20 protein-coding genes are annotated in these 19,451 nt (G+C 56.7%); 10 read left to right on the top strand and 10 right to left on the bottom strand.

Features of this window, described 5'->3' with window-relative positions:
- Positions 1–7: 7 nt before the first annotated feature.
- Positions 8–1,282: a Zn-dependent hydrolase gene (locus TU76_RS14960; RefSeq protein ID WP_048351968.1), complete on the bottom strand. Its 1,275-nt coding sequence runs from the start codon at positions 1,280–1,282 to the stop codon at positions 8–10.
- Positions 1,283–1,318: 36 nt separating this feature from the next.
- Complete coding sequence (locus TU76_RS14955; RefSeq protein ID WP_019828921.1) at positions 1,319–2,806, bottom strand: NCS1 family nucleobase:cation symporter-1; 1,488 nt, start codon at positions 2,804–2,806, stop codon at positions 1,319–1,321.
- Between the two features lie 621 nt (positions 2,807–3,427).
- On the opposite strand from TU76_RS14955, the gene hydA reads away from it, so the two are divergent.
- The 3 genes from hydA to preA are packed head-to-tail and all read left to right on the top strand — an operon-like array spanning position 3,428 to position 7,568.
- Positions 3,428–4,867, top strand: a complete 1,440-nt coding sequence (hydA, locus tag TU76_RS14950) for a dihydropyrimidinase (protein WP_048351967.1) — start codon at positions 3,428–3,430, stop codon at positions 4,865–4,867.
- A gap of 58 nt (positions 4,868–4,925) precedes the next feature.
- A complete protein-coding gene (locus tag TU76_RS14945; protein ID WP_048351966.1) occupies positions 4,926–6,293 on the top strand; it encodes an NAD(P)-dependent oxidoreductase in 1,368 nt (455 codons plus the stop codon).
- Positions 6,294–7,568, top strand: a complete 1,275-nt coding sequence (gene preA, locus TU76_RS14940) for an NAD-dependent dihydropyrimidine dehydrogenase subunit PreA (RefSeq protein ID WP_019828918.1) — start codon at positions 6,294–6,296, stop codon at positions 7,566–7,568.
- 98 nt (positions 7,569–7,666) lie between these two features.
- Here the strand turns inward: preA and TU76_RS14935 are convergent, their stop codons facing one another.
- Both TU76_RS14935 and TU76_RS14930 read right to left on the bottom strand, forming a co-directional pair.
- Complete coding sequence (locus TU76_RS14935) at positions 7,667–8,287, bottom strand: TetR/AcrR family transcriptional regulator (protein WP_019828917.1); 621 nt, start codon at positions 8,285–8,287, stop codon at positions 7,667–7,669.
- A 122-nt stretch (positions 8,288–8,409) separates the two neighbouring features.
- Entirely contained in the window at positions 8,410–8,766 is a 357-nt protein-coding gene (locus TU76_RS14930; protein ID WP_048351965.1) for a hypothetical protein, read from the bottom strand.
- A 252-nt stretch (positions 8,767–9,018) separates the two neighbouring features.
- Here TU76_RS14930 and csrA point away from each other — a divergent pair, with 252 nt between their 5' ends.
- Complete coding sequence (csrA, locus tag TU76_RS14925) at positions 9,019–9,213, top strand: carbon storage regulator CsrA (protein WP_019828915.1); 195 nt, start codon at positions 9,019–9,021, stop codon at positions 9,211–9,213.
- A 301-nt stretch (positions 9,214–9,514) separates the two neighbouring features.
- Positions 9,515–10,060 carry a DUF1269 domain-containing protein gene (locus TU76_RS14920; RefSeq protein WP_019828914.1) on the top strand — a complete coding sequence of 182 codons (546 nt, stop codon included), beginning with the start codon at positions 9,515–9,517 and terminating at the stop codon, positions 10,058–10,060.
- A 50-nt stretch (positions 10,061–10,110) separates the two neighbouring features.
- Here TU76_RS14920 and TU76_RS14915 read toward each other — a convergent pair whose 3' ends face one another.
- Complete coding sequence (locus TU76_RS14915) at positions 10,111–10,431, bottom strand: YbjQ family protein (RefSeq protein WP_019828913.1); 321 nt, start codon at positions 10,429–10,431, stop codon at positions 10,111–10,113.
- A 248-nt stretch (positions 10,432–10,679) separates the two neighbouring features.
- Between TU76_RS14915 and ppnN the strand changes: the two genes are divergently transcribed.
- Positions 10,680–12,053 (top strand): nucleotide 5'-monophosphate nucleosidase PpnN, encoded by a 1,374-nt coding sequence (gene ppnN / locus TU76_RS14910; protein ID WP_019828912.1) that lies wholly within the window; start codon positions 10,680–10,682, stop codon positions 12,051–12,053.
- A 75-nt stretch (positions 12,054–12,128) separates the two neighbouring features.
- Here ppnN and TU76_RS14905 read toward each other — a convergent pair whose 3' ends face one another.
- The 3 genes from TU76_RS14905 to TU76_RS14895 form a co-directional block, all read right to left on the bottom strand.
- Positions 12,129–12,662 (bottom strand): DUF3087 family protein, encoded by a 534-nt coding sequence (locus TU76_RS14905; RefSeq protein ID WP_019828911.1) that lies wholly within the window; start codon positions 12,660–12,662, stop codon positions 12,129–12,131.
- Positions 12,663–12,748: 86 nt separating this feature from the next.
- On the bottom strand, positions 12,749–13,432 hold the full coding sequence (locus TU76_RS14900; protein ID WP_048351964.1) for a glycoside hydrolase family 19 protein: 684 nt from the start codon (positions 13,430–13,432) through the stop codon (positions 12,749–12,751).
- A gap of 173 nt (positions 13,433–13,605) precedes the next feature.
- Positions 13,606–14,076, bottom strand: a complete 471-nt coding sequence (locus TU76_RS14895) for an Lrp/AsnC family transcriptional regulator (protein ID WP_019828909.1) — start codon at positions 14,074–14,076, stop codon at positions 13,606–13,608.
- Positions 14,077–14,200: 124 nt separating this feature from the next.
- Here TU76_RS14895 and TU76_RS14890 point away from each other — a divergent pair, with 124 nt between their 5' ends.
- Positions 14,201–15,400 (top strand): methionine gamma-lyase, encoded by a 1,200-nt coding sequence (locus TU76_RS14890; RefSeq protein ID WP_046809785.1) that lies wholly within the window; start codon positions 14,201–14,203, stop codon positions 15,398–15,400.
- A 192-nt stretch (positions 15,401–15,592) separates the two neighbouring features.
- Here the strand turns inward: TU76_RS14890 and TU76_RS25240 are convergent, their stop codons facing one another.
- Both TU76_RS25240 and TU76_RS14885 read right to left on the bottom strand, forming a co-directional pair.
- Positions 15,593–15,733 carry a hypothetical protein gene (locus tag TU76_RS25240; protein WP_019828905.1) on the bottom strand — a complete coding sequence of 47 codons (141 nt, stop codon included), beginning with the start codon at positions 15,731–15,733 and terminating at the stop codon, positions 15,593–15,595.
- A 108-nt stretch (positions 15,734–15,841) separates the two neighbouring features.
- Positions 15,842–16,762: a LysR family transcriptional regulator gene (locus TU76_RS14885; RefSeq protein ID WP_048351963.1), complete on the bottom strand. Its 921-nt coding sequence runs from the start codon at positions 16,760–16,762 to the stop codon at positions 15,842–15,844.
- 306 nt (positions 16,763–17,068) lie between these two features.
- On the opposite strand from TU76_RS14885, the gene TU76_RS14880 reads away from it, so the two are divergent.
- From TU76_RS14880 to pcp, 3 genes are read left to right on the top strand one after another with little or no spacing between them, the layout of a single operon-like run.
- The gene (locus TU76_RS14880; RefSeq protein WP_019828902.1) at positions 17,069–17,800 is read left to right on the top strand and encodes a DUF969 domain-containing protein; all 732 of its coding nucleotides are present in this window, start codon (positions 17,069–17,071) and stop codon (positions 17,798–17,800) included.
- The gene (locus TU76_RS14875; protein WP_019828901.1) at positions 17,797–18,747 is read left to right on the top strand and encodes a DUF979 domain-containing protein; all 951 of its coding nucleotides are present in this window, start codon (positions 17,797–17,799) and stop codon (positions 18,745–18,747) included. Before TU76_RS14880 ends, TU76_RS14875 begins: the two co-directional genes overlap by 4 nt.
- A 7-nt stretch (positions 18,748–18,754) precedes the next feature.
- The gene (pcp, locus tag TU76_RS14870; RefSeq protein WP_048351962.1) at positions 18,755–19,393 is read left to right on the top strand and encodes a pyroglutamyl-peptidase I; all 639 of its coding nucleotides are present in this window, start codon (positions 18,755–18,757) and stop codon (positions 19,391–19,393) included.
- Positions 19,394–19,451: the final 58 nt, after the last annotated feature.

Raw genomic sequence — 19,451 nt, 5'->3', positions numbered from 1 at the left:
TCGGTGATCAGTTTGCCTGCGCTACTGTTTTAGACGCGGCCAACATGGCTTTGAGCAGGACCGCACATCCCGCTGCCAGGTCCTTGGGGTCGGCGTTTTCGATTTCGTTGTGGCTGATCCCGCCTTCGCAGGGCACAAAAATCATGCCCGCGGGCCCAAGTTCGGCAAGGAATATTGCGTCGTGCCCCGCCCCGCTGACAATATCCATGTTGGACAAGCCCAGTTCGTTGGCGGCCTCACGCACGGCGTTGACGCAATCAGGATTGAAGTACAGCGGCGGGAAATCTGCCGTTGGGGTGAGTTCGAAACTCAGGCCATGTTGCTTGCACGTGGCTTCTATCACTCCACGTACTTCTTCAATCATCGAGTCAAGCCGCTCAGGCAGCAGATGTCTGAAGTCCAGGGTCATGCGCACTTCGCCGGGGATCACGTTGCGCGATCCAGGGTAGGCCTGAAGGCAGCCTACGGTGCCACAGCCGTGGGGTTGATGGCCGAGAGCGGCATGATTGACGGCGGCGACTACCGCAGCGGCACCGACCAGTGCGTCTTTGCGCAGGTGCATGGGGGTCGGCCCGGCGTGGGCTTCGACGCCGCGCAGGTTGAGGTCGAACCATTTCTGCCCCAGAGCCCCGAGCACCACACCAATGGTTTTGTGCTCGTCTTCAAGGATAGGGCCCTGCTCGATATGGGCTTCGAAGTATGCCCCCACGGGATGGCCGCTGACTTTGCGGCTACCCGCGTAACCAATGGCATTCAAGGCTTCGCCGACGGTTACACCCTGGGCATCGGTTTTGGCCAGGGTTTCTTCCAGGGTGAATTTTTCTGCAAAGACGCCCGAACCCATCATGCAAGGTGCAAATCGCGAGCCTTCTTCATTGGTCCAGACCACGACTTCCAGGGGGGCTTCGGTCTCGATATTGAGGTCGTTTAGCGTGCGCAGCACTTCAACCCCGGCAAGCACGCCGAAGCAGCCGTCAAACTTGCCACCGGTGGGCTGGGTGTCGATGTGGCTGCCGGTCATCACCGGCGGCAAGTCGGGATTGCGCCCGGGGCGGCGGGCAAAAATATTGCCCACCGCATCCACGCTGACGGTGCAGCCCGCGTCTTCGCACCAGCGAACGAACAGGTCACGGGCCTGACGGTCGAGGTCGGTCAGGGCCAGGCGGCACACCCCACCTTTTACCGTGGCGCCAAGCTGTGCCATTTCCATCAGCGAAGCCCACAGGCGGTCGCCATTGATCGATTGCATGGGGTGCTGCTGAAGGTCTTGTGGGGCATTCATGATGTTTTCCTCAGGCAGTTTTTATAGGAATTGGTTTTAAACCGTGCCTTTGACGGTTTCTGCTTGCTGGCTGCTCATGCGATGCAGTCCGTAATAAATTCCGGCTCCGAGCAATGAGCCGGTAAACCAGCCAAAGTCGTAGAACCAGCTGAAGGCGCTGCTACCCAGCGACAGCAAGGTCAGCACCACGGGTATGCCAAACGCGATAAACCCGTTCCAGTGCCAGGCCGGGTACACGCCGTCGTGGTAGAGCCCGGCGAGGTCGAGTTTTTGCCGACGGATAATGAAATAGTCGACCACCATGATCCCGGCAATCGGCCCCAGTAGACTGGAGTAGCCCAGCAGCCAGTTGGAATACACGGTTTCAAGGCTCACATCGGACACCAGCAAACCGAGCTTTTTGAGCAGCTCATGGGCCATCAGCGCAAGACCAACGAGCCCGGTCAGCATCACCGCCTTGGTGCGGTTGATCAGCTTGGGCGCAATGTTCTGGAAGTCATTGGTGGGCGACACGATATTGGCGGCAGTATTGGTCGACAGGGTCGCGATGATGATCAGCGCCATGGCCAGTGCCACCCAGCCCGGGCTTTGAATATGACCGATCAGGCTGACCGGATCGGACACCGTAACGCCTACCAGTTTTTCCGAGGCGGCGGTCAACACCACACCCAGGGCGGCAAACAGGAACATGGTCAGCGGCAACCCGAAGATCTGCCCCAGAATCTGGTCTTTCTGGCTTTTTGCGTAGCGGCTGAAGTCCGGAATGTTCAGTGACAAGGTGGCCCAAAATCCGACCATCGCGGTCAGCCCTGCAAAGAAGTAGCCATACACGCTGGCGCCTTCGGGGCGTTTGGGGGGTTGGGCGAGCAATTCAGTCATCGACACGTTGGGCAATGCCCACACCAGCAGACCGATGCCGACCAGTACCAACAGGGGGGCTGAGAGGGTTTCAAGCCACTTGATCGACTCGGCACCGCGCAAGACCACCCACAGGTTCAATGCCCAAAACACCATGAAACCGATCACTTCTCCGGTCCCGCCCAGGCTTTTCCAGCCCTCGAATACGGACCCCAGAAACAGGTGGATTGCCAGGCCGCCAAACAGGGTCTGGATACCGAACCAGCCGCAAGCCACCAGCGCTCGGATCAGGCAAGGGACGTTTGAGCCGATGATGCCGAAGGAGGAACGCAGTAACACGGGAAAGGGAATGCCGTACTTGGTGCCCGCAAACGCGTTGAGGGTCAGCGGGATCAGCACCACGATGTTGGCCAGCAAAATCGCCAGCAGCGCCTCGCCGACCGAGAGTCCGAAGTAGGCGGTCAGTACCCCGCCCAAGGTGTAAGTGGGTACACAAATGGACATGCCTACCCACAAGGCCGTGATATGCCATTTGTTCCAGGTGCGTTCGTGAACTTGGGTGGGGGCAATGTCGTGGTTGTACCGGGGGCTATCGAGGACTTCAGGCCCGGCGTCCAATTCGTACAAACCGTTACGTTCGGTGACTTTGGATCTGCTCGGTTGCATATTCGATCACTCTCTTGTTGTGGGGCTCTTGGTTGTGCTTTGAGGCCCTGCGTGTTGACGCAGAGCGGCTCCCTTGCCTGGACACTAACGTTTATGTATCGGCCCGTCCGGTTGTGGCAGCAACAATCAAGAACTGTGCCGTGTTACTTGCCCCTTCCCCGCACACTGGCTGTTACTACTTGCAACACCCTGTTTTAAACTGTTTCAACCCATGAGCCAAATGACTCTCATTCCTATTAAAGGCGTTCACCTTCGACTTATCGCTTATTTGATATAGCCCACTGAAACATCACGGTGCACGCTTATTTATTTTTATCGCTACCTCTCCCTTCTCCCGCTGACTCAAGCGCCTGATTTAGCATAAGAAACTTCGCTTATATTTGAATCCTGTCAAGTGCGTCAAAATGGTGAGGCCGTGCCACATTTTGGTGAATTCAAAATAATTTATATATAAAACATGTACTTAGACATTAATTAAGCTATTAAAAATAAAGTTTGATCATTTTCCAACAACCCTCTAGATTTCATTCCTGACACCAGTGACAGGATTCAGCCTGTGCGCTAACTTTAATAACAACATTTAGAACCGGTTATAGCCGGTCAGCCTGCGAGGAACTCGGTATGTCACTGTTAATCCGTGGCGCTACGCTTGTGACCCATGATGAAAGTTATTGTGCCGATGTTTATTGCGCCGACGGTCTCGTCCGCGCAATTGGTACTAATCTTGATGTTCCATCCGGCTGCGAAGTTCTCGACGGCCGCGGTCAATATTTAATGCCCGGCGGCATTGATCCCCACACTCATATGCAACTCCCGTTTATGGGCACGGTGGCCAGTGAAGACTTTTTCAGTGGCACGGCAGCCGGTTTAGCAGGTGGCACAACTTCCATTATCGATTTTGTCATTCCCAATCCTCAGCAGTCCCTGCTGGAAGCTTTTCATCAGTGGCGCGGGTGGGCAGAGAAGTCGGCGTCGGACTACGGCTTTCATGTCGCTATCACCTGGTGGAGCGAACAGGTGCGCGAAGAAATGGCCGAACTGGTCAGCCAGCATGGCGTCAACAGCTTTAAACATTTCATGGCTTACAAAAACGCGATCATGGCCGCAGACGACACTCTGGTCGCGAGTTTTGAGCGTTGCCTGGAATTGGGCGCGGTGCCCACAGTGCATGCCGAAAACGGCGAACTGGTGTATCACCTGCAACGCAAACTCATGGCCCAGGGCATGACAGGACCGGAAGCTCACCCGCTGTCACGTCCTTCTCAAGTTGAGGGCGAAGCCGCCAGCCGGGCAATCCGCATCGCCCAGACCATTGGCACGCCGTTGTATCTGGTGCATGTGTCAACCCGTGAAGCGCTGGACGAAATCACCTATGCCCGCAGTCAGGGGCAGCCGGTGTATGGCGAAGTTTTGGCCGGACATCTGCTGCTCGATGACAGCGTGTACCAACATCCAGACTGGCAAACCGCCGCAGGTTTCGTAATGAGCCCACCCTTCCGCCCACGCGGGCATCAGGAAGCACTCTGGCATGGCCTGCAGTCGGGCAATCTGCACACGACAGCCACCGATCACTGCTGCTTTTGCGCCGAACAAAAAGCCGCCGGGCGCGACGATTTCAGCAAGATCCCCAACGGCACGGCAGGTATCGAAGACCGCATGGCAGTGCTCTGGGATGAGGGCGTAAACACAGGCCGGTTGTCGATGCAGGAGTTCGTCGCACTGACCTCCACCAACACCGCCAAAATTTTCAATCTGTACCCGCGCAAAGGCTCGATCCGGGTCGGCGCCGATGCCGATCTGGTGCTGTGGGACCCGTTGGGTACGCGCACCATTAGCGCCAAGACCCACCATCAAAAAGTCGATTTCAATATTTTTGAAGGCAAGACCGTGCGCGGCGTCCCCAGCCATACCATCAGTCAGGGCCGTGTGGTGTGGGCCGATGGCGATCTGCGGGCAGAACGCGGAGCGGGCCGCTATATCGAACGCCCGGCCTACCCCGCCGTGTTCGACTTGCTGAAAAAACGCGCCGAGCATCAGCAGCCCGTGGCTGTTAAACGCTGAGTGGCTAACCACTGCCCGACAGAGGCAGGACGATCCCCACAACCGTGAGGCAATCACCGTGATCAAGTCCCTGAACCATTTACCGCACCCCCATGAAAATGCGCAGGTGTTGGCCAGTCACTTCACCGACCTGGCGCCACCGCTCAATGCCCGTCAAGCCGTACTGGAGAGCTCGCGCTGCCTGTATTGCTACGACGCACCTTGCGTCAATGCGTGCCCCAGCGAGATCGATATCCCGTCGTTTATTCGCAATATCCAGCAGGAAAACGTCCAGGGCGCCGCGCACACGATTCTCTCGGCCAACATTTTGGGCGGCAGTTGTGCCCGGGTTTGCCCGACGGAGGTGCTGTGCCAGCAAGCCTGTGTGCGCAACAACAGCCAGGAATGTGCCCCGGTACTGATCGGTTTACTACAGCGTTATGCGGTCGACCACGCCCAATTCAGCGAGCATCCATTCACCCGTGCGGCTCCTACCGGCAAACGCATCGCCGTGGTCGGCGCAGGCCCTGCGGGCTTGGCCTGCGCCCATCGCCTTGCATTGCACGGGCATGAAGTGGTGATTTTCGAAGCCCGGGCGAAGTCCGGCGGGCTCAATGAGTACGGGATTGCCAAGTACAAACTGGTGGATGATTTTGCCCAGCGCGAAGTGGATTTCGTCCTGGAGATCGGCGGTATTGAAGTGCGCCACGGTCAGCGCCTGGGCGACAACCTGACCTTGAGCGAACTGCATCAACAATTTGATTCGGTGTTTTTGGGATTGGGGCTGGCCGCCAGCCGGTTGCTTGGCCTGCCCCACGAAGACGCACCCGGCCTGCTGGCTGCCACTGACTACATCCGCGAGCTGCGCCAAAGCGATGACCTGACCCAACTCCCCCTGGCCGAGCGTTGCATTGTGCTGGGCGCAGGCAATACCGCGATCGACATGGCCGTGCAAATGGCCCGCCTGGGTGCCCGCGAGGTGAATCTGGTGTATCGCCGGGGGCTCGAAGACATGGGCGCCACCGGTCACGAACAGGACATTGCCAAGGCCAATCAAGTGCGACTGATGACCTGGGCCCAGCCACAAGAGCTGCTGCTGGATGAGCAAGGCCGCGTGCGCGGCATGCGCTTTGCTCGCACCCGCCTTGAGGACGGGCGTCTGGTGAGTACCGGTGAAACCTTTGAGCTGGCGGCTGACGCGGTATTCAAGGCCATCGGCCAGACTTTTGATGACGCGGCCCTTGGGGATCCTCTGGCGCAAAAACTTAAACGGGTAGGCGACCGGATTGAAGTAGACGAGCAACTGCGCACCAGTGTGCCCGGGGTCTATGCCGGGGGCGATTGCACCTCCCTTGGGCAGGACTTGACCGTACAGGCCGTGCAACACGGCAAGCTGGCCGCAGAAGCCATGCATGCCCAACTCATGCTTGATCAGGAGGCTGCGTAAATGGCCGATCTCTCGATTGTTTTCGCCGGTATCAAAGCGCCTAACCCTTTTTGGCTGGCGTCTGCACCGCCTACCGACAAGGCCTACAACGTAGTACGCGCCTATGAGGCCGGCTGGGGTGGAGTGGTCTGGAAAACCCTGGGCGAAGACCCGGCCGCGGTCAACGTGTCTTCGCGCTACTCGGCGCACTTCGGGCCAAACCGAGAAGTCATGGGCATCAACAATATCGAGTTGATTACCGACCGCTCCCTTGAAATCAACTTGCGTGAAATCACCCAGGTCAAAAAGGACTGGCCGGACCGGGCCTTGATCGTGTCCCTGATGGTGCCCTGCGAAGAAGAGTCATGGAAGTTCATCCTGCCGCTGGTAGAAGCCACAGGGGCTGATGGCATTGAGCTGAATTTCGGCTGCCCCCACGGCATGCCGGAACGCGGCATGGGTGCGGCGGTAGGCCAAGTACCCGAGTACGTCGAGATGGTGACGCGCTGGTGCAAGACCTATTGCTCGCTGCCGGTGATCGTCAAACTCACGCCCAACATTACCGACGTGCGCCTGAGCGCCCGCGCAGCCCATCGCGGTGGCGCCGATGCGGTGTCATTGATCAACACCATCAACTCGATTACCAGCGTCGACCTTGAGCGCATGGTGGCGTTGCCGATGGTGGGAAGCCAAAGCACGCACGGTGGATATTGCGGCTCGGCAGTCAAGCCGATTGCACTGAATATGGTGGCCGAAATCGCCCGCGATCCGCTGACCAAGGGCTTGCCTATTTGTGGAATAGGTGGCATTGGCAGTTGGCGTGATGCAGCAGAATTTATTGCGCTGGGCTGTGGGGCGGTTCAAGTCTGTACCGCAGCGATGCTCCACGGATTTCGAATTGTCGACGAGATGAAAGATGGTTTGTCCCGCTGGATGGACAGTCAAGGCTATACCAGCCTGGACGATTTTTCCGGGCGCGCTGTGGGCAATACCACCGACTGGAAATATCTGGATATAAACTATCAGGTTATCGCCAAAATCGATCAGGACGCGTGTATTGGCTGCGGACGCTGCCATATTGCCTGCGAAGACACCTCACACCAGGCCATCTCCAGCTTGAAGCAGGCTGACGGGACACATCGTTATGAAGTGATCGAGGATGAGTGCGTGGGCTGTAACCTGTGTCAAATCACCTGCCCGGTCGAAGCGTGTATCGAGATGGTGCCGCACAACAATGGGCTGCCGTTCCTGGACTGGAACCATGATCCGCGTAACCCGTACTGCGTGGCTTCGTAGTTAGCCCGAAGTCGCTGCCGAGGCACGAAGGCTGCGAGCTCTTGTCTTGAAAAGGCTCGCAGCCTTCGTGCCTCTGCAGCGACTACAAACCAGGCGCTTCAAGGTTCCAGCCCGATCCCTCTCAGGATCACGCTGGTGACCGTTTGCAGCGCCCGCTCAAATTGAATGTCGGACAATGGCTGATGGTCGTTGATGATCATCACCTGATGGTCGAAGTCGGCGTAATGCTGGGTTGAGGCCCAGATCATGTACAGCAGGCTGGACGGTTCCACGGGCAGAATTCGCTTGTCCAGCACCCACTGCCGGATCTTGGCTTCTTTCATCTTCGCCCAGTCATAGAGACTGGCATCCAGCGCCAGGCCCAGGGTCGGGGCGCCGTGGATCATTTCATTGGCCCAGACTTTGGAGCCGTGGGGCCGTGTGCGCGAGTGGTTCATTTTGGCGCGGATATAGCTGCTGAGCACAAGGCGAGGGTCATCGTAGGTTTCAAAACACAGCGCATCCTGCTTCCACACCTCAAGCAGCCCCAGCAAGACGGCGCTGTACAGCTCGGTTTTAGTACTGAAGTAGTAATGCAGGTTGGAGCGTGGCAGCTGGACTTGCGCCGCGATGTCCGCCATCGCGGTTCCGGCAAACCCTTTTTCGGCAAAAATCTTTTCGGCCCCGAGGAGGATTTTTTCGACGTTGCTGCGCCGAATTTCGATCTTGTGATTGCTCATGCCTGGTGCCCTTGCCGTCGTGCTTCTTTGATGAACGCCGAGTGAGCAAATATTTCCTGCACAAAGCGTCGAATAACGCCTGCGGCAGCTACGCTTAGGCGAATACACGACGCTGCAGCAGATTATTTGACGGCGGGTAACTCAATCACATTGGTTTCAATACCGTCGAGTTTGGGCTTGAGTTTCATTTTTTCCTGGGCCTCAAGTGCTTGAGCCTCAGTGGTAAACGGCCCGATCAGGAAGTGCTGAACACCGCCACTCTCGAAAATGTAAGGAGTAAAACCGTTGTCAAGAAGCCTTCCGGTCGTGTCAGGAATTGTCGCTCTCTGGCCTTCAGTGATCTCTAGCGCCCAATGCGCAACTGGCGCCTGGACTACTGTTGATTCAGAAGCTGCTTTAGCCCGCTGGATTTTATCGTTAGACTCCTGACCGCAAGCCGTCAAGGCCAATATTGCTGTCATCACGATGACTTTACGCACTGCGTTTCCCCTGTCTGTTTGAATGGGTAGATTTTATCACTGGGACAGCGGCCTTTGCTCTCCTTGAACAAATCCAAAACGCCCCAATTTATGGTTCATGCGCAAGAATTTTCCCGATATGGGGAATCAAACCTCTGGCCATGTCGTCTGTAATGAGCGGCGCATTTATACGCACTTAGCAGTATTCTGTAGTCATGACCGAAGCCGCACCGTCTCAGAGACGTGCCTTACAAAGCCATCAAGGAGAAAAAAATGCTGATACTCACCCGTAAAGTTGGTGAAAGCATAAACATCGGTGACGATATTACGATCACTATTTTAGGTGTCAGCGGACAACAGGTCAGAATCGGCATCAACGCGCCGAAAGATGTGGCCGTTCACCGTGAAGAAATTTATCAACGTATCCAGGCCGGATTGAATGCACCTGAAAAAAACGATCAGCCGTAAGCCTGTGAGGTATCAGCCCTAGGCTTGAGTGTCAGGGCTGCTCAGCCAGCCCTTCTCAAATCAATCAAAACGCGTGCCTGCCAAAGCGTCACCCCTCTTCCTGCAGACCCGTCTCTTTGCCAAGAGATATGTCCTGTCGACTTGACCGTTTCAAGGTTAGCGACCACGCTCAATCCTCGCAGAAGGCTCAAAGCATCTGAACCACTGCGCGCCAGGGCGTTTGCGTTGTGACGTCTTGAGAAACTCCTCCTCAATTCAGCCCGTTACCGGGCTGGACCTGTACCGTCAAGGAATGAAAGACATGTCCGATTTAATCGTAGTGGGATTTTCAGACACCGAAAAAGCCGATCGCGCCCTCACCAAGATGGTTTCGCTGAGCAAAGAGCATCTGGTTGAGCTGGAAGATGCGGTCATTGTTGTGCGCAATGCCGAAGGCAAAATCCATATCAAGCAAAGCGTAAACCTGACAGCCATTGGGGCGACATCAGGCCTGGTCACCGGCGGCCTTTGGGGCGCATTGGTAGGGCTGCTGTTTCTTAACCCGCTGGCAGGCTTTGCCATCGGTGGCGCACTGGGCGCTGGCACTGGCGCCCTGTCGGGCTCGCTGAGCGATTACGGGATTGATGACGACTTTATCAAGTCGTTGAGCGAGACCATTCCCAACGATTCCTCGGCCCTGTTCGTGCTGCTGCGCAAGTTCCAGCCTGAAAAAGTCCTGAAAGAACTGGAAGACTCAGACTTCAAGGGCAAGGTTTTGCGTACTTCCCTGTCTCCAGAACAAGAGCAGAAGCTACAGGACGCGCTATCCCAAACCACTTCTGGCGCCTCTTTGAGCAAAACGATTTAAGCCTGTAGCGCCCCCATTCGACCGCGTTGGCGCGGTCGAATCCTTGATCCTCAGTTCAGGCGCACTGCGGTGCCCGTGGCAAACACCACCAGCATTCCACCTCGACCTGACGGCATGCTGATTTCAAAATCCAGTCCCACAATGGCATCTGCACCCATGGCTCTTGCCCTGTCACGGATTTCATCCGTGACTTCTGCCCGCGCTTCCTTCAGGGCCCGTTCCAGCGTCTGAGAACGCCCGCCAAAAAAGTCGCGCACGCCGGTAAAAAAATCTCGAACCACGTTGATCCCGTGAACCGACTCGGCGCTGACAACTCCCACGTATTCAGTAATTTTTCGGCCGTCAATGCCATGTGTGGTGGTAATAATCATCAGCCCGCCCTTTTCCTTTTCTGTTTCAGTGACTTGAAAGGTTACCTTATCGTTGGCCTGCTCACTGCTGCTACTGTAGCCAGAGTGAGCAACAGGGCCTTATAAAGCATGACCAAAGGCTACTATGCTTACAGCAGATGAATCTAAGACGTAAGAGTTGGGACGCCTCGCTCGGCAAAACTGTACTGCTGACATGAACTCAATGGCTGCGCCAAGCAACTTTTCGACCCCGCTCAAGGAAGCCCGCAATGGTCCAAAGACAAGTCATCAACGCCTCAGTAAGCCCTAAAGGCAGTCTGGAAACACTCTCCCAACGCGAAGTACAACAGCTGAGCGAAGTTGGCTCAGGCACCAGCTACACGCTGTTTCGCCAGTGCGTACTGGCTATTCTGAACACTGGCGCTCACGTCGATAACGCAAAAACCATCCTTGAGGCCTACCTGGACTTTGAGGTTCGCATTCACCAGCAAGACCGCGGCGTTCGTCTTGAGCTGCTCAACGCTCCCGCCGATGCATTTGTCGATGGCGAAATGATCGCCAGTACACGTGAAATGCTGTTCAGCGCCCTGCGCGATATCGTCTATACCCAGAGCGGCCTCGACAGCCCGCGTATCGACCTGAGCAGCTCTGCCGGCATCACCGATTACGTGTTTCACCTGTTGCGCAACGCCCGCACCCTGCGTCCGGGCGTCGAGCCAAAAATTGTGGTGTGCTGGGGTGGTCACTCGATCAACACCGAAGAGTACAAGTACACCAAAAAGGTGGGTCACGAACTGGGGCTGCGTAGCCTCGACATCTGCACCGGCTGTGGTCCTGGTGTGATGAAAGGCCCGATGAAGGGCGCCACTATTTCCCACGCAAAACAACGTCTGACAGGCGGGCGTTATTTGGGGCTTACCGAACCGGGCATCATCGCTGCCGAAGCGCCGAACCCTATCGTCAATGAACTGGTGATCCTGCCGGACATCGAAAAGCGCCTCGAAGCGTTTGTCCGGGTCGGCCACGGCGTGATCATTTTTCCGGGCGGAGCCGGGACCGCCGAAGAGTTTCTGTACCTGCTCGGCATCCTGATGCACCCGGAAAACAGCGATGTGCCGTTCCCGGTGATTTTGACAGGCCCCAAAGAAGCCGCACCCTACCTGCAGCAACTGCATGAATTTGTAGGGGCTACCTTGGGTGAAGAAGCGCAACAGCACTACCAGATCATCATCGATAACCCGCCCGAAGTAGCCCGGCAAATGACTGCGGGACTCAAGGCGGTTAAACAGTTCCGTCGCGAGCGCAATGACGCATTCCACTTCAACTGGCTATTGAAAATCGATGAAGGTTTTCAACGTCCGTTCGACCCGACCCACGCCAACATGGCCAGCCTGCAACTGCGTAAAGATATGCCGGCGCACGAACTGGCAATTAATTTGCGTCAGGCTTTTTCCGGGATTGTATCGGGTAACGTCAAAGAGAAAGGTATTCACCTGATCGAACAGTTCGGGCCTTACGAGATCCACGGCGACGCGGCCATCATGAAGCCACTGGACAAACTGCTGCAGGCATTTGTTGAGCAACACCGCATGAAACTGCCAGGCGGCGCGGCCTATGAGCCGTGCTATCGAGTCGTCAGCTAACACTCATCCTGAAGGGCTTGCCAGGCGAAACGCGTAACGTCATCACGCACATCGCCTGGCCTGCCCGGTGAGGGATCACTTCAAGGGTGCCCACTTTTTAACGGTTTCAATCCAGGCCGGATCAAGCCGGGTTTGTTCGGTGTCGATACCCAGCGCTTCTAGGCGCGCCTTGTGTAAATCTATCTCGAGAACCATTTGGCTCAACGCACTGGAGTTGGCGTCCAGTTGGTACATCTGGCTCACCCCCAAATGATAAAAGCGCAGCAGCTTCATCGCCGCAACATCCCCCGCCATCACCCCCGCCGTTACGTGGTGCATGACATTGGTCACCTTCATCAGACTACGCTTGAGCTGCCAGCCGTAGGCCGCAGGCCTCATCCAGGGTTGTGACCAGAACAGGTAGCGCACCAGCAGTATGGTCGTGATCAAGGCGGCAATCACCCCGGCCAGGTTCAAGCGAAAGTTATCGCCACCTGGAACGCCCAGCAACATGACCGCCAGCCCGGACAGCAGCAACGACAGCACCACAAACGTCAGCACGATATACAGCGTGCTGCGGCGGGTTTGCTGACGATAAATGTCGGGGTTCATCGGCTGTATTTCAAACATCACTGATCTATGACTCCATGGCTGTGAGCAAAGTGCGCGGGCATTATGGCCCGATAACGCGGTGTTGCTGACGGAAAAAACACCGATCAGGACGACTGCAATAAATTCAATGCCTGGCGGTACAACGCAACACGGTGCAACTGGCCATTGTGCCCGCCATTGATTGCCTTTGTGACAAGCTCAAAGTTATCCCCGTCGGCAAGAACATTGACGTTGCGCGAGTTCCAGTACCAGCCTGCGGACTCAACTGCCCAGCGCCACTCCTGCAACGGGTGCGGGTTCGCCAGTAATCGCTCATCGCCGAACAGCCCAAGGCTGCAGTGTTGATAATTGCTCTTGCCGGTTATCTGGATCAGCCCTCGGCCACGATACCGCCAACCATCTCCCGACGCCTCGGAACCATTGCCCAGGCGATCACTGTAAACCCGGTTGGCGATTGCTTCTGGCCTGCGATGCAGCCGCTGTGCGTCACTATTGGGCAGGCGCCGTGCACGGCCACCGTCCATCTCTGTGAGGTACTGGCCGGCCGAATCTTTCTGCGCAAACCGTGAGCCCCAGGTCGCAGCCAGGCCGTCAGCGCTGTAATTGAGGTTTTCGACAAGGGCACTGAAACCAGCACTTTCGTGCCCTACCTGAGCCAAAAATGCCGCCATACGCTTGGGCGTATTGATCAGTCGTTGAGGGGTCATCGCCTGCATGAACGGCAGATACACATCGACAAACGCAACGCTTTTTGGAAAAAGCTGCAACATGATTTCACGGGTCAACATGGTTACTTACTCTTAATAAATGAAATTAAAAGTGAACCATTTAGAATTTTTACCGCCTGCTAAATAACTATCGAAAGACCAGAACTACACCTTTAACAGAACACACTTACAACCCCATAACAGGGTGAGTGCGAAGTTCGCATACTTCACCGTGAGCCAACGGTTAACCGTCCTCAACCGATGACCGGAACCACTCGCCGCGGCTTGACCGACTTATACGAAAAGCTCGAATAAATCTCCTTCACCGCAGGCAAGGCTTGCAGGACCTCGCGGGCAAATTCACCAAAAGACTCCAGATCTTTGGCCACGACTTCCAACAAAAAGTCATAACGCCCAGAGACGTTATGACAGGCAATGATTTCAGGGATTTCCAGCAAGCGCTGCTCAAAACACCGGGCCACCTCTTGAGAGTGGGATTCCATCATCACGCTGACAAAAGCTGTAACGCCATAACCCAGTTCCTTGGGCGAAAGAACGGCCTGATAGCCCGTAATAATCCCGCTTTCTTCCAGAATTTTTACCCTTCGCCAACACGGTGAGGTGGTCAGCGAAACGCTCTCGGCCAACTCGGCGACGGTGAGGCGGGCATTAACTTGCAGTGCAGCAAGTAGGGCTTTATCAATTCGATCCAGAGCAGTTGGCATACTGTGCCTCTAAATATCGCTGCGACTTGGTTTTGTTCTAATACACTGGGTATTTACAGGCAAATTTGGAATTTTTACCGTCTGTTTAAAGCATAGCATTGTAGGAAATATCGGAGAGTTCAGCATGAACGATAAAAATAACAACTTCGGCTTTTCTACCCGCGCAATACATCACGGATACAACGCACTGGAAAATCACGGTGCGCTGATCCCGCCCATTTATCTGACGTCGACCTTTGCGTTTGCATCGGTCGAATACGGCGCAGCCTGTTTTGCCGGAGAAGAGAGCGGCCATTTTTATACCCGTATTTCCAACCCGACCCTGGCCCTGCTGGAGTCGCGCATGGCGGCGCTGGAGAACGGCGAAGCGGGCGTGGCATTCAGCTCCGGCATGGGGGCGATTGCTGCAACGTTCTGGACCTTGCTCAGGCCCGGCGATGAAATCATCGTCAACCGCACGCTGTATGGCTGCACCTTTGCGCTACTGCATCACGGCATCGGGGAGTTCGGGGTCGTGGTCAAGCACGTGGACATGTCCAACCCCGCGGATCTCGAAGCTGCCATCAGCCCGGCAACGCGCATGATTTACTTTGAAACACCGGCCAACCCGAACATGCAATTGGTGGACATCACCGCTGTATCACAGATTGCCCACACGCACGGCGACATCATCGTGGTGATCGACAACACGTACTGCACCCCCTACTTGCAACGCCCCCTGGAACTGGGCGCCGATGTGGTGGTGCATTCGGCCACCAAGTACCTGAGCGGGCACAGCGATATCACCGCAGGCATGGTGGTGACCAGCCAGCTTCTGGCAGACAGGATTCGCCTGCAAGGGCTGAAGGACCTGACCGGCGCGGTGTTGTCGCCCAATGATGCGCACCTGCTGATGCGAGGCATAAAAACCCTGGCATTGCGCATGGATCGCCATTGCAGCAGCGCCCAAGTCATCGCACACATGTTGCAGGATCATCCAGCCGTGGAATGGGTGGCTTACCCCGGCCTGCCCTCCTTCGCGCAATACGCCCTGGCTTCCCGGCAAATGAAACTGCCGGGGGGCATGATTGCCTTTGAACTCAAAGGTGGAATGGCCGCAGGACAGCGGTTCATGAATGCCCTGCAACTGTTCAGCCGCGCGGTCAGCCTGGGTGGCGCCGAATCACTGGCACAGCACCCTGCGAGCATGACCCACTCCACTTACACCCTTGAAGAACGGGCCAGGCACGGTATTTCAGAGGGGCTGGTACGACTGGCCGTGGGGCTGGAGGACATTGCCGATTTGTTGGCGGACATAGAGCAGGCGATGAAAGCCATGGCTTGAGCTCACACAACGCAGCCGCTGCCCAGGCGCCAAGGCTGCGTCCGACTGCGTAGCCACCGTAAAGTCCAGCGTCCACGGCTTATCAGTCAAGCCGCGCGTTCAGGGTTTACGACCGCTGCGCGTTCGGACGCAGCCTTGTACTACTCGCCAGCGGCTACAGAAAAACTTCAACTCGCGAGTAAAAACACCCCATCAACCCGGCGGAATGGTCGCCAAAATGCCGATCCCGATGGTCAGCACCAAAAAGCCACCTAAAAACCATGCCATTTTGTTCATGAAATTCCCCGTCAAACGTTCGTAATAAAACAGGCGCAGAACATCAGCCGACCACACGCGAGTGTTGCTGAGTACTCACGTCCTCGTCTGTCTCGAAAGGTTGACGGGAATTTTGCGCCGCAAACTGCATACATAACAGTCGCAGATAACGCAAAAAAATACGGATCAGATGCCGGGTAGCACAAAGTGTTCAGGTACAACGCTGCGCTGGTATTGGGCAACAACCGCCTGGCTGAGGCTTACCACCGCTTCGTTCAGTTCCAGCCCCGCCCCTGCGCGCCAGCTTGCGTACACCGCAAAGCCCGGTGCAGTTTCGATCGGCAAGGCGATCATCGCTCCGCTTTGCAGTTCGCGACTCACCAGTACCGGTGGCAATGCACCGATGCCGAACCCGTCTGCCACCAACTTGATAATGGCCGCCACCGAGTTGATGCAACTGATGCGCGGGGCCGCAATGTCGTGCTGATGCAGAAAATTGAGCATGTCCTGATGTGGCCGTGACAGGCGAGAGAAGGTCAGCAACCGCTCCTGACACAAATCAGCCAGGCTCTCGTAGTTGCGATCCAGGGCAGCATCCTTGGCAACGATCCAGCTCAGGGGATAACTGGCCAACTGCACATTGCGCACACCATCAGCGCGCAGCAGGTCCGTCTGAAAGATCAGGTCCAACTGCCCCTTGAGCAGCTGTTCATTGAGGTTAAGTGCCGTGTCGGCCGTCAGTTCCACCTCGACCTGAGGGTAATCGCGGCTCAATGCGCTGATCAAATCGCCCAGCCAACTGTGGATGACGGTGTCCATCACCCCGATGCGCAAGCGCCCGGCGAAGCTGTCTGCCTGCCCCAGCGACTGGAGCAGGCGTTGCTGGGTGGCCAGCATTTCCTCGGCGTAGCCCAGCACTTGATGACCTTCACGGGTCAGATTGACCCCACGGGAATCGCGCTGGAAAAGCTGCACGCCAAGCTCGGTTTCGAGGACTGAAATGCGACTCGATATAGCCGCCTGGGTGCTTGAGAGCTTTTCGGCGGTGAGTCGAAAGCTGCCAAGGCGCGCCACCCAGACGAATGTCAGAAGAAATCGCATGTTCATACAGGACGCCTCACCCAAACAAAACCAGGCCCGTACTTTAAACCCTTGCCGCAGCCGCAAGCCAGTCGGCTTAAGTCGGTGATTGGTAAAACTTTTTTGTTCAGTGGTGACAACTTTTATTGACTGGACGCACAACCCAAAGCCACCAACCATATCGGGCAATGACGCTCATCGGGCGTCAAAAATAAAAAAACACGCTGAGTCCGGCAGCGTACCGATTTTTCGAAAGTGTGCCTGACCGCTTTCGACTTGCTCTCACCAGCCTGCCCTGGTGCAGCGGCAATCAGCTAAAGGGATTCCCCCCTCATGCAAACCGTCGTAAATCTATGGCCACTGATTGGCGTGTTCGTCATCATCATTGGCTTTGTGCTGCGCTTCAATCCACTGCTGGTGGTAAGCGCCGCAGCCATCGTCACCGGCCTCGCTGCCAACTTCCCGCTGGAAAAAATCATCAGCGAAATGGGTGAAGGCTTCCTGCAAACCCGCGCCCTGCAATTGATTCTGCTGTTGCCCCTGGCCGTGATCGGCCTGCTTGAGCGCCACGGGTTGCGTCTGCATGCGCAAAACTGGATTGCCAGTTTCAAGCGCGCCACCGTCGGGCGCCTGCTGATCATGTACCTGTTTGTGCGTGAAACTACGGCCGCAGTCGGGCTGACCAGCCTGGGCGGGCATCCGCAGATGGTCCGCCCGCTGCTGGCACCGATGGCCGAGGGCGCCGCCGAAAACAAGTACGGCAAGCTGCCGGCCCCCGTGCGTCAAAAGGTGCTCGCCATGTGCGCGGCCACCGACAACATTGGTTTGTTCTTTGGCGAAGACGTGTTTGTAGCCTTTGGTGCAATCGCACTGATGCACACCTTCCTGCTGGGTTCGGGGCTTGATGTAGAGCCGTTGCACATTGCCTTCTGGGGCATCCCGACCGCCATCTGTGCCTTTATCGTGCATGCGTTACGCCTGTACCGCTTCGACCTGATGCTGTCACGCAGCATGGCCGAAGTTGCCCGGGAAGAAGTTGATGCAGCCCAGGAGCTGGCACGATGATTATCTCTATTGAGTATTTCTACTGGCTGGCCGGTGCTCTGTTGCTGGTCACTGCGGGCATGATTGTGAGTGACCGTACCCACCCGAAACGCTGGACCAGCGGCCTGTTCTGGGCGCTGTTCGCCATGGTGTTCCTGATTGGCGATAGCCTGTCGCCGTTTGTGGTCGGTGTTGGCGTGCTGGTCATGGCCGGTATTGCGGGCATCGGTGGCGTCGGCCGTGGCACCCACGCCGAGTTGTCGATCAAGGCAGCACGGGGCAGTGCTGGACGTCTGGGCCACAAGCTGTTCATTCCAGCCCTGTCGATTCCGCTGGTGACGGTGATTGGTTCCATCCTGCTGAAAAACACCCAGATCGGTGGCGTGCCGCTGCTGGACCCAAAAAACACCACGTTCGTGTCACTGGGTATCGGCTGCATGGTGGCTCTGGTCCTGGCGTGCATCCTGACCCGCGACACGCCGTTGCAAGGTTTGCGTGAATCACGCCGCCTGACCGAAGCCCTGGGCTGGACCATGGTCTTGCCGCAAATGCTGGCCATGCTTGGCCTGCTATTCAATGACGCAGGTGTCGGTACTGCGGTTGCCCATATCACTACTGCGTACATCAACATGGACTATCGACTGGTCGCAGTCATCGTCTACGTCCTGGGCATGGCGCTGTTTACCGTGATCATGGGCAACGGTTTTGCTGCGTTCCCGGTGATGACTGGCGGTGTCGGGGTACCGGTGCTGGTGGGTATGTACGATGCCAACCCGGCGGTCATGGCGGCAATCGGCATGTTTTCCGGGTACTGCGGCACCCTGATGACACCGATGGCAGCCAACTTCAATATCGTGCCCGTTGCCCTGCTGGAACTGCCGGACAAATACGCCGTGATCAAGGCGCAAATGCCGACCGCACTGATGATGCTGTTGGTCAACATCGTGCTTCTTTACGTGCTGATGTGAGGCCTTGATGCGCACTGTACTGCTGACCGGCTTCGAGCCGTTCGACCAAGACACCGTGAACCCGTCCTGGGAGGCCGTGGGCCTTCTGGACGGCACCTTGCTAGGCGATGTGCGCATCGTCGGCCGCCAGTTGCCCTGCGCTTTTGCACAGGCACCTGAACGACTGCAGCAACTGCTGGAAGAGTACGAGCCGCAACTGGTGATCGCGGTCGGGCTGGGCCCCGGCCGTGCTGACGTGTGCATCGAGCGGGTGGCGATCAACATCAACGACGCCCGCATCCCCGATAACCTGGGCGAGCAGCCCATCGACACGCCTGTGGTGGCGGACGGTCCGGCCGCCTACTTCAGTACCCTGCCCATCAAAGCCATGGTACGGGCGTTAAAGACCGCTGGCATTGCGTCCTCGGTGTCGCATACGGCGGGCACTTTTGTCTGCAACCAGGTGTTCTATTGCCTGCAGCATGCATTGGCCGGGTCTGCGGTGCGCGGCGGGTTTATCCATGTGCCCGCGCTTCCAGAGCAGACGGTGCAGAACGGCATGCCATCCATGACACTTTCAACGGTGGTTGAGGGGCTGCGCATCGCGGTGATCACTGCCCTGAACACCCATCACGACGTACTGGAAAGCGGCGGACAGGTCAGCTGACAAGGCTTAGAACCCCGGCACACTCTGGCCCTTGTAACGGGCCAGAGTGAAAACGCCC

The sequence above is a fragment of the Pseudomonas psychrophila genome, assembly GCF_001043005.1.
Lineage (GTDB): Bacteria > Pseudomonadota > Gammaproteobacteria > Pseudomonadales > Pseudomonadaceae > Aquipseudomonas > Aquipseudomonas psychrophila.
The sequence above is the reverse complement of the archived record's forward strand: the minus strand, read 5'-3'. Positions and strand labels throughout refer to the sequence as shown.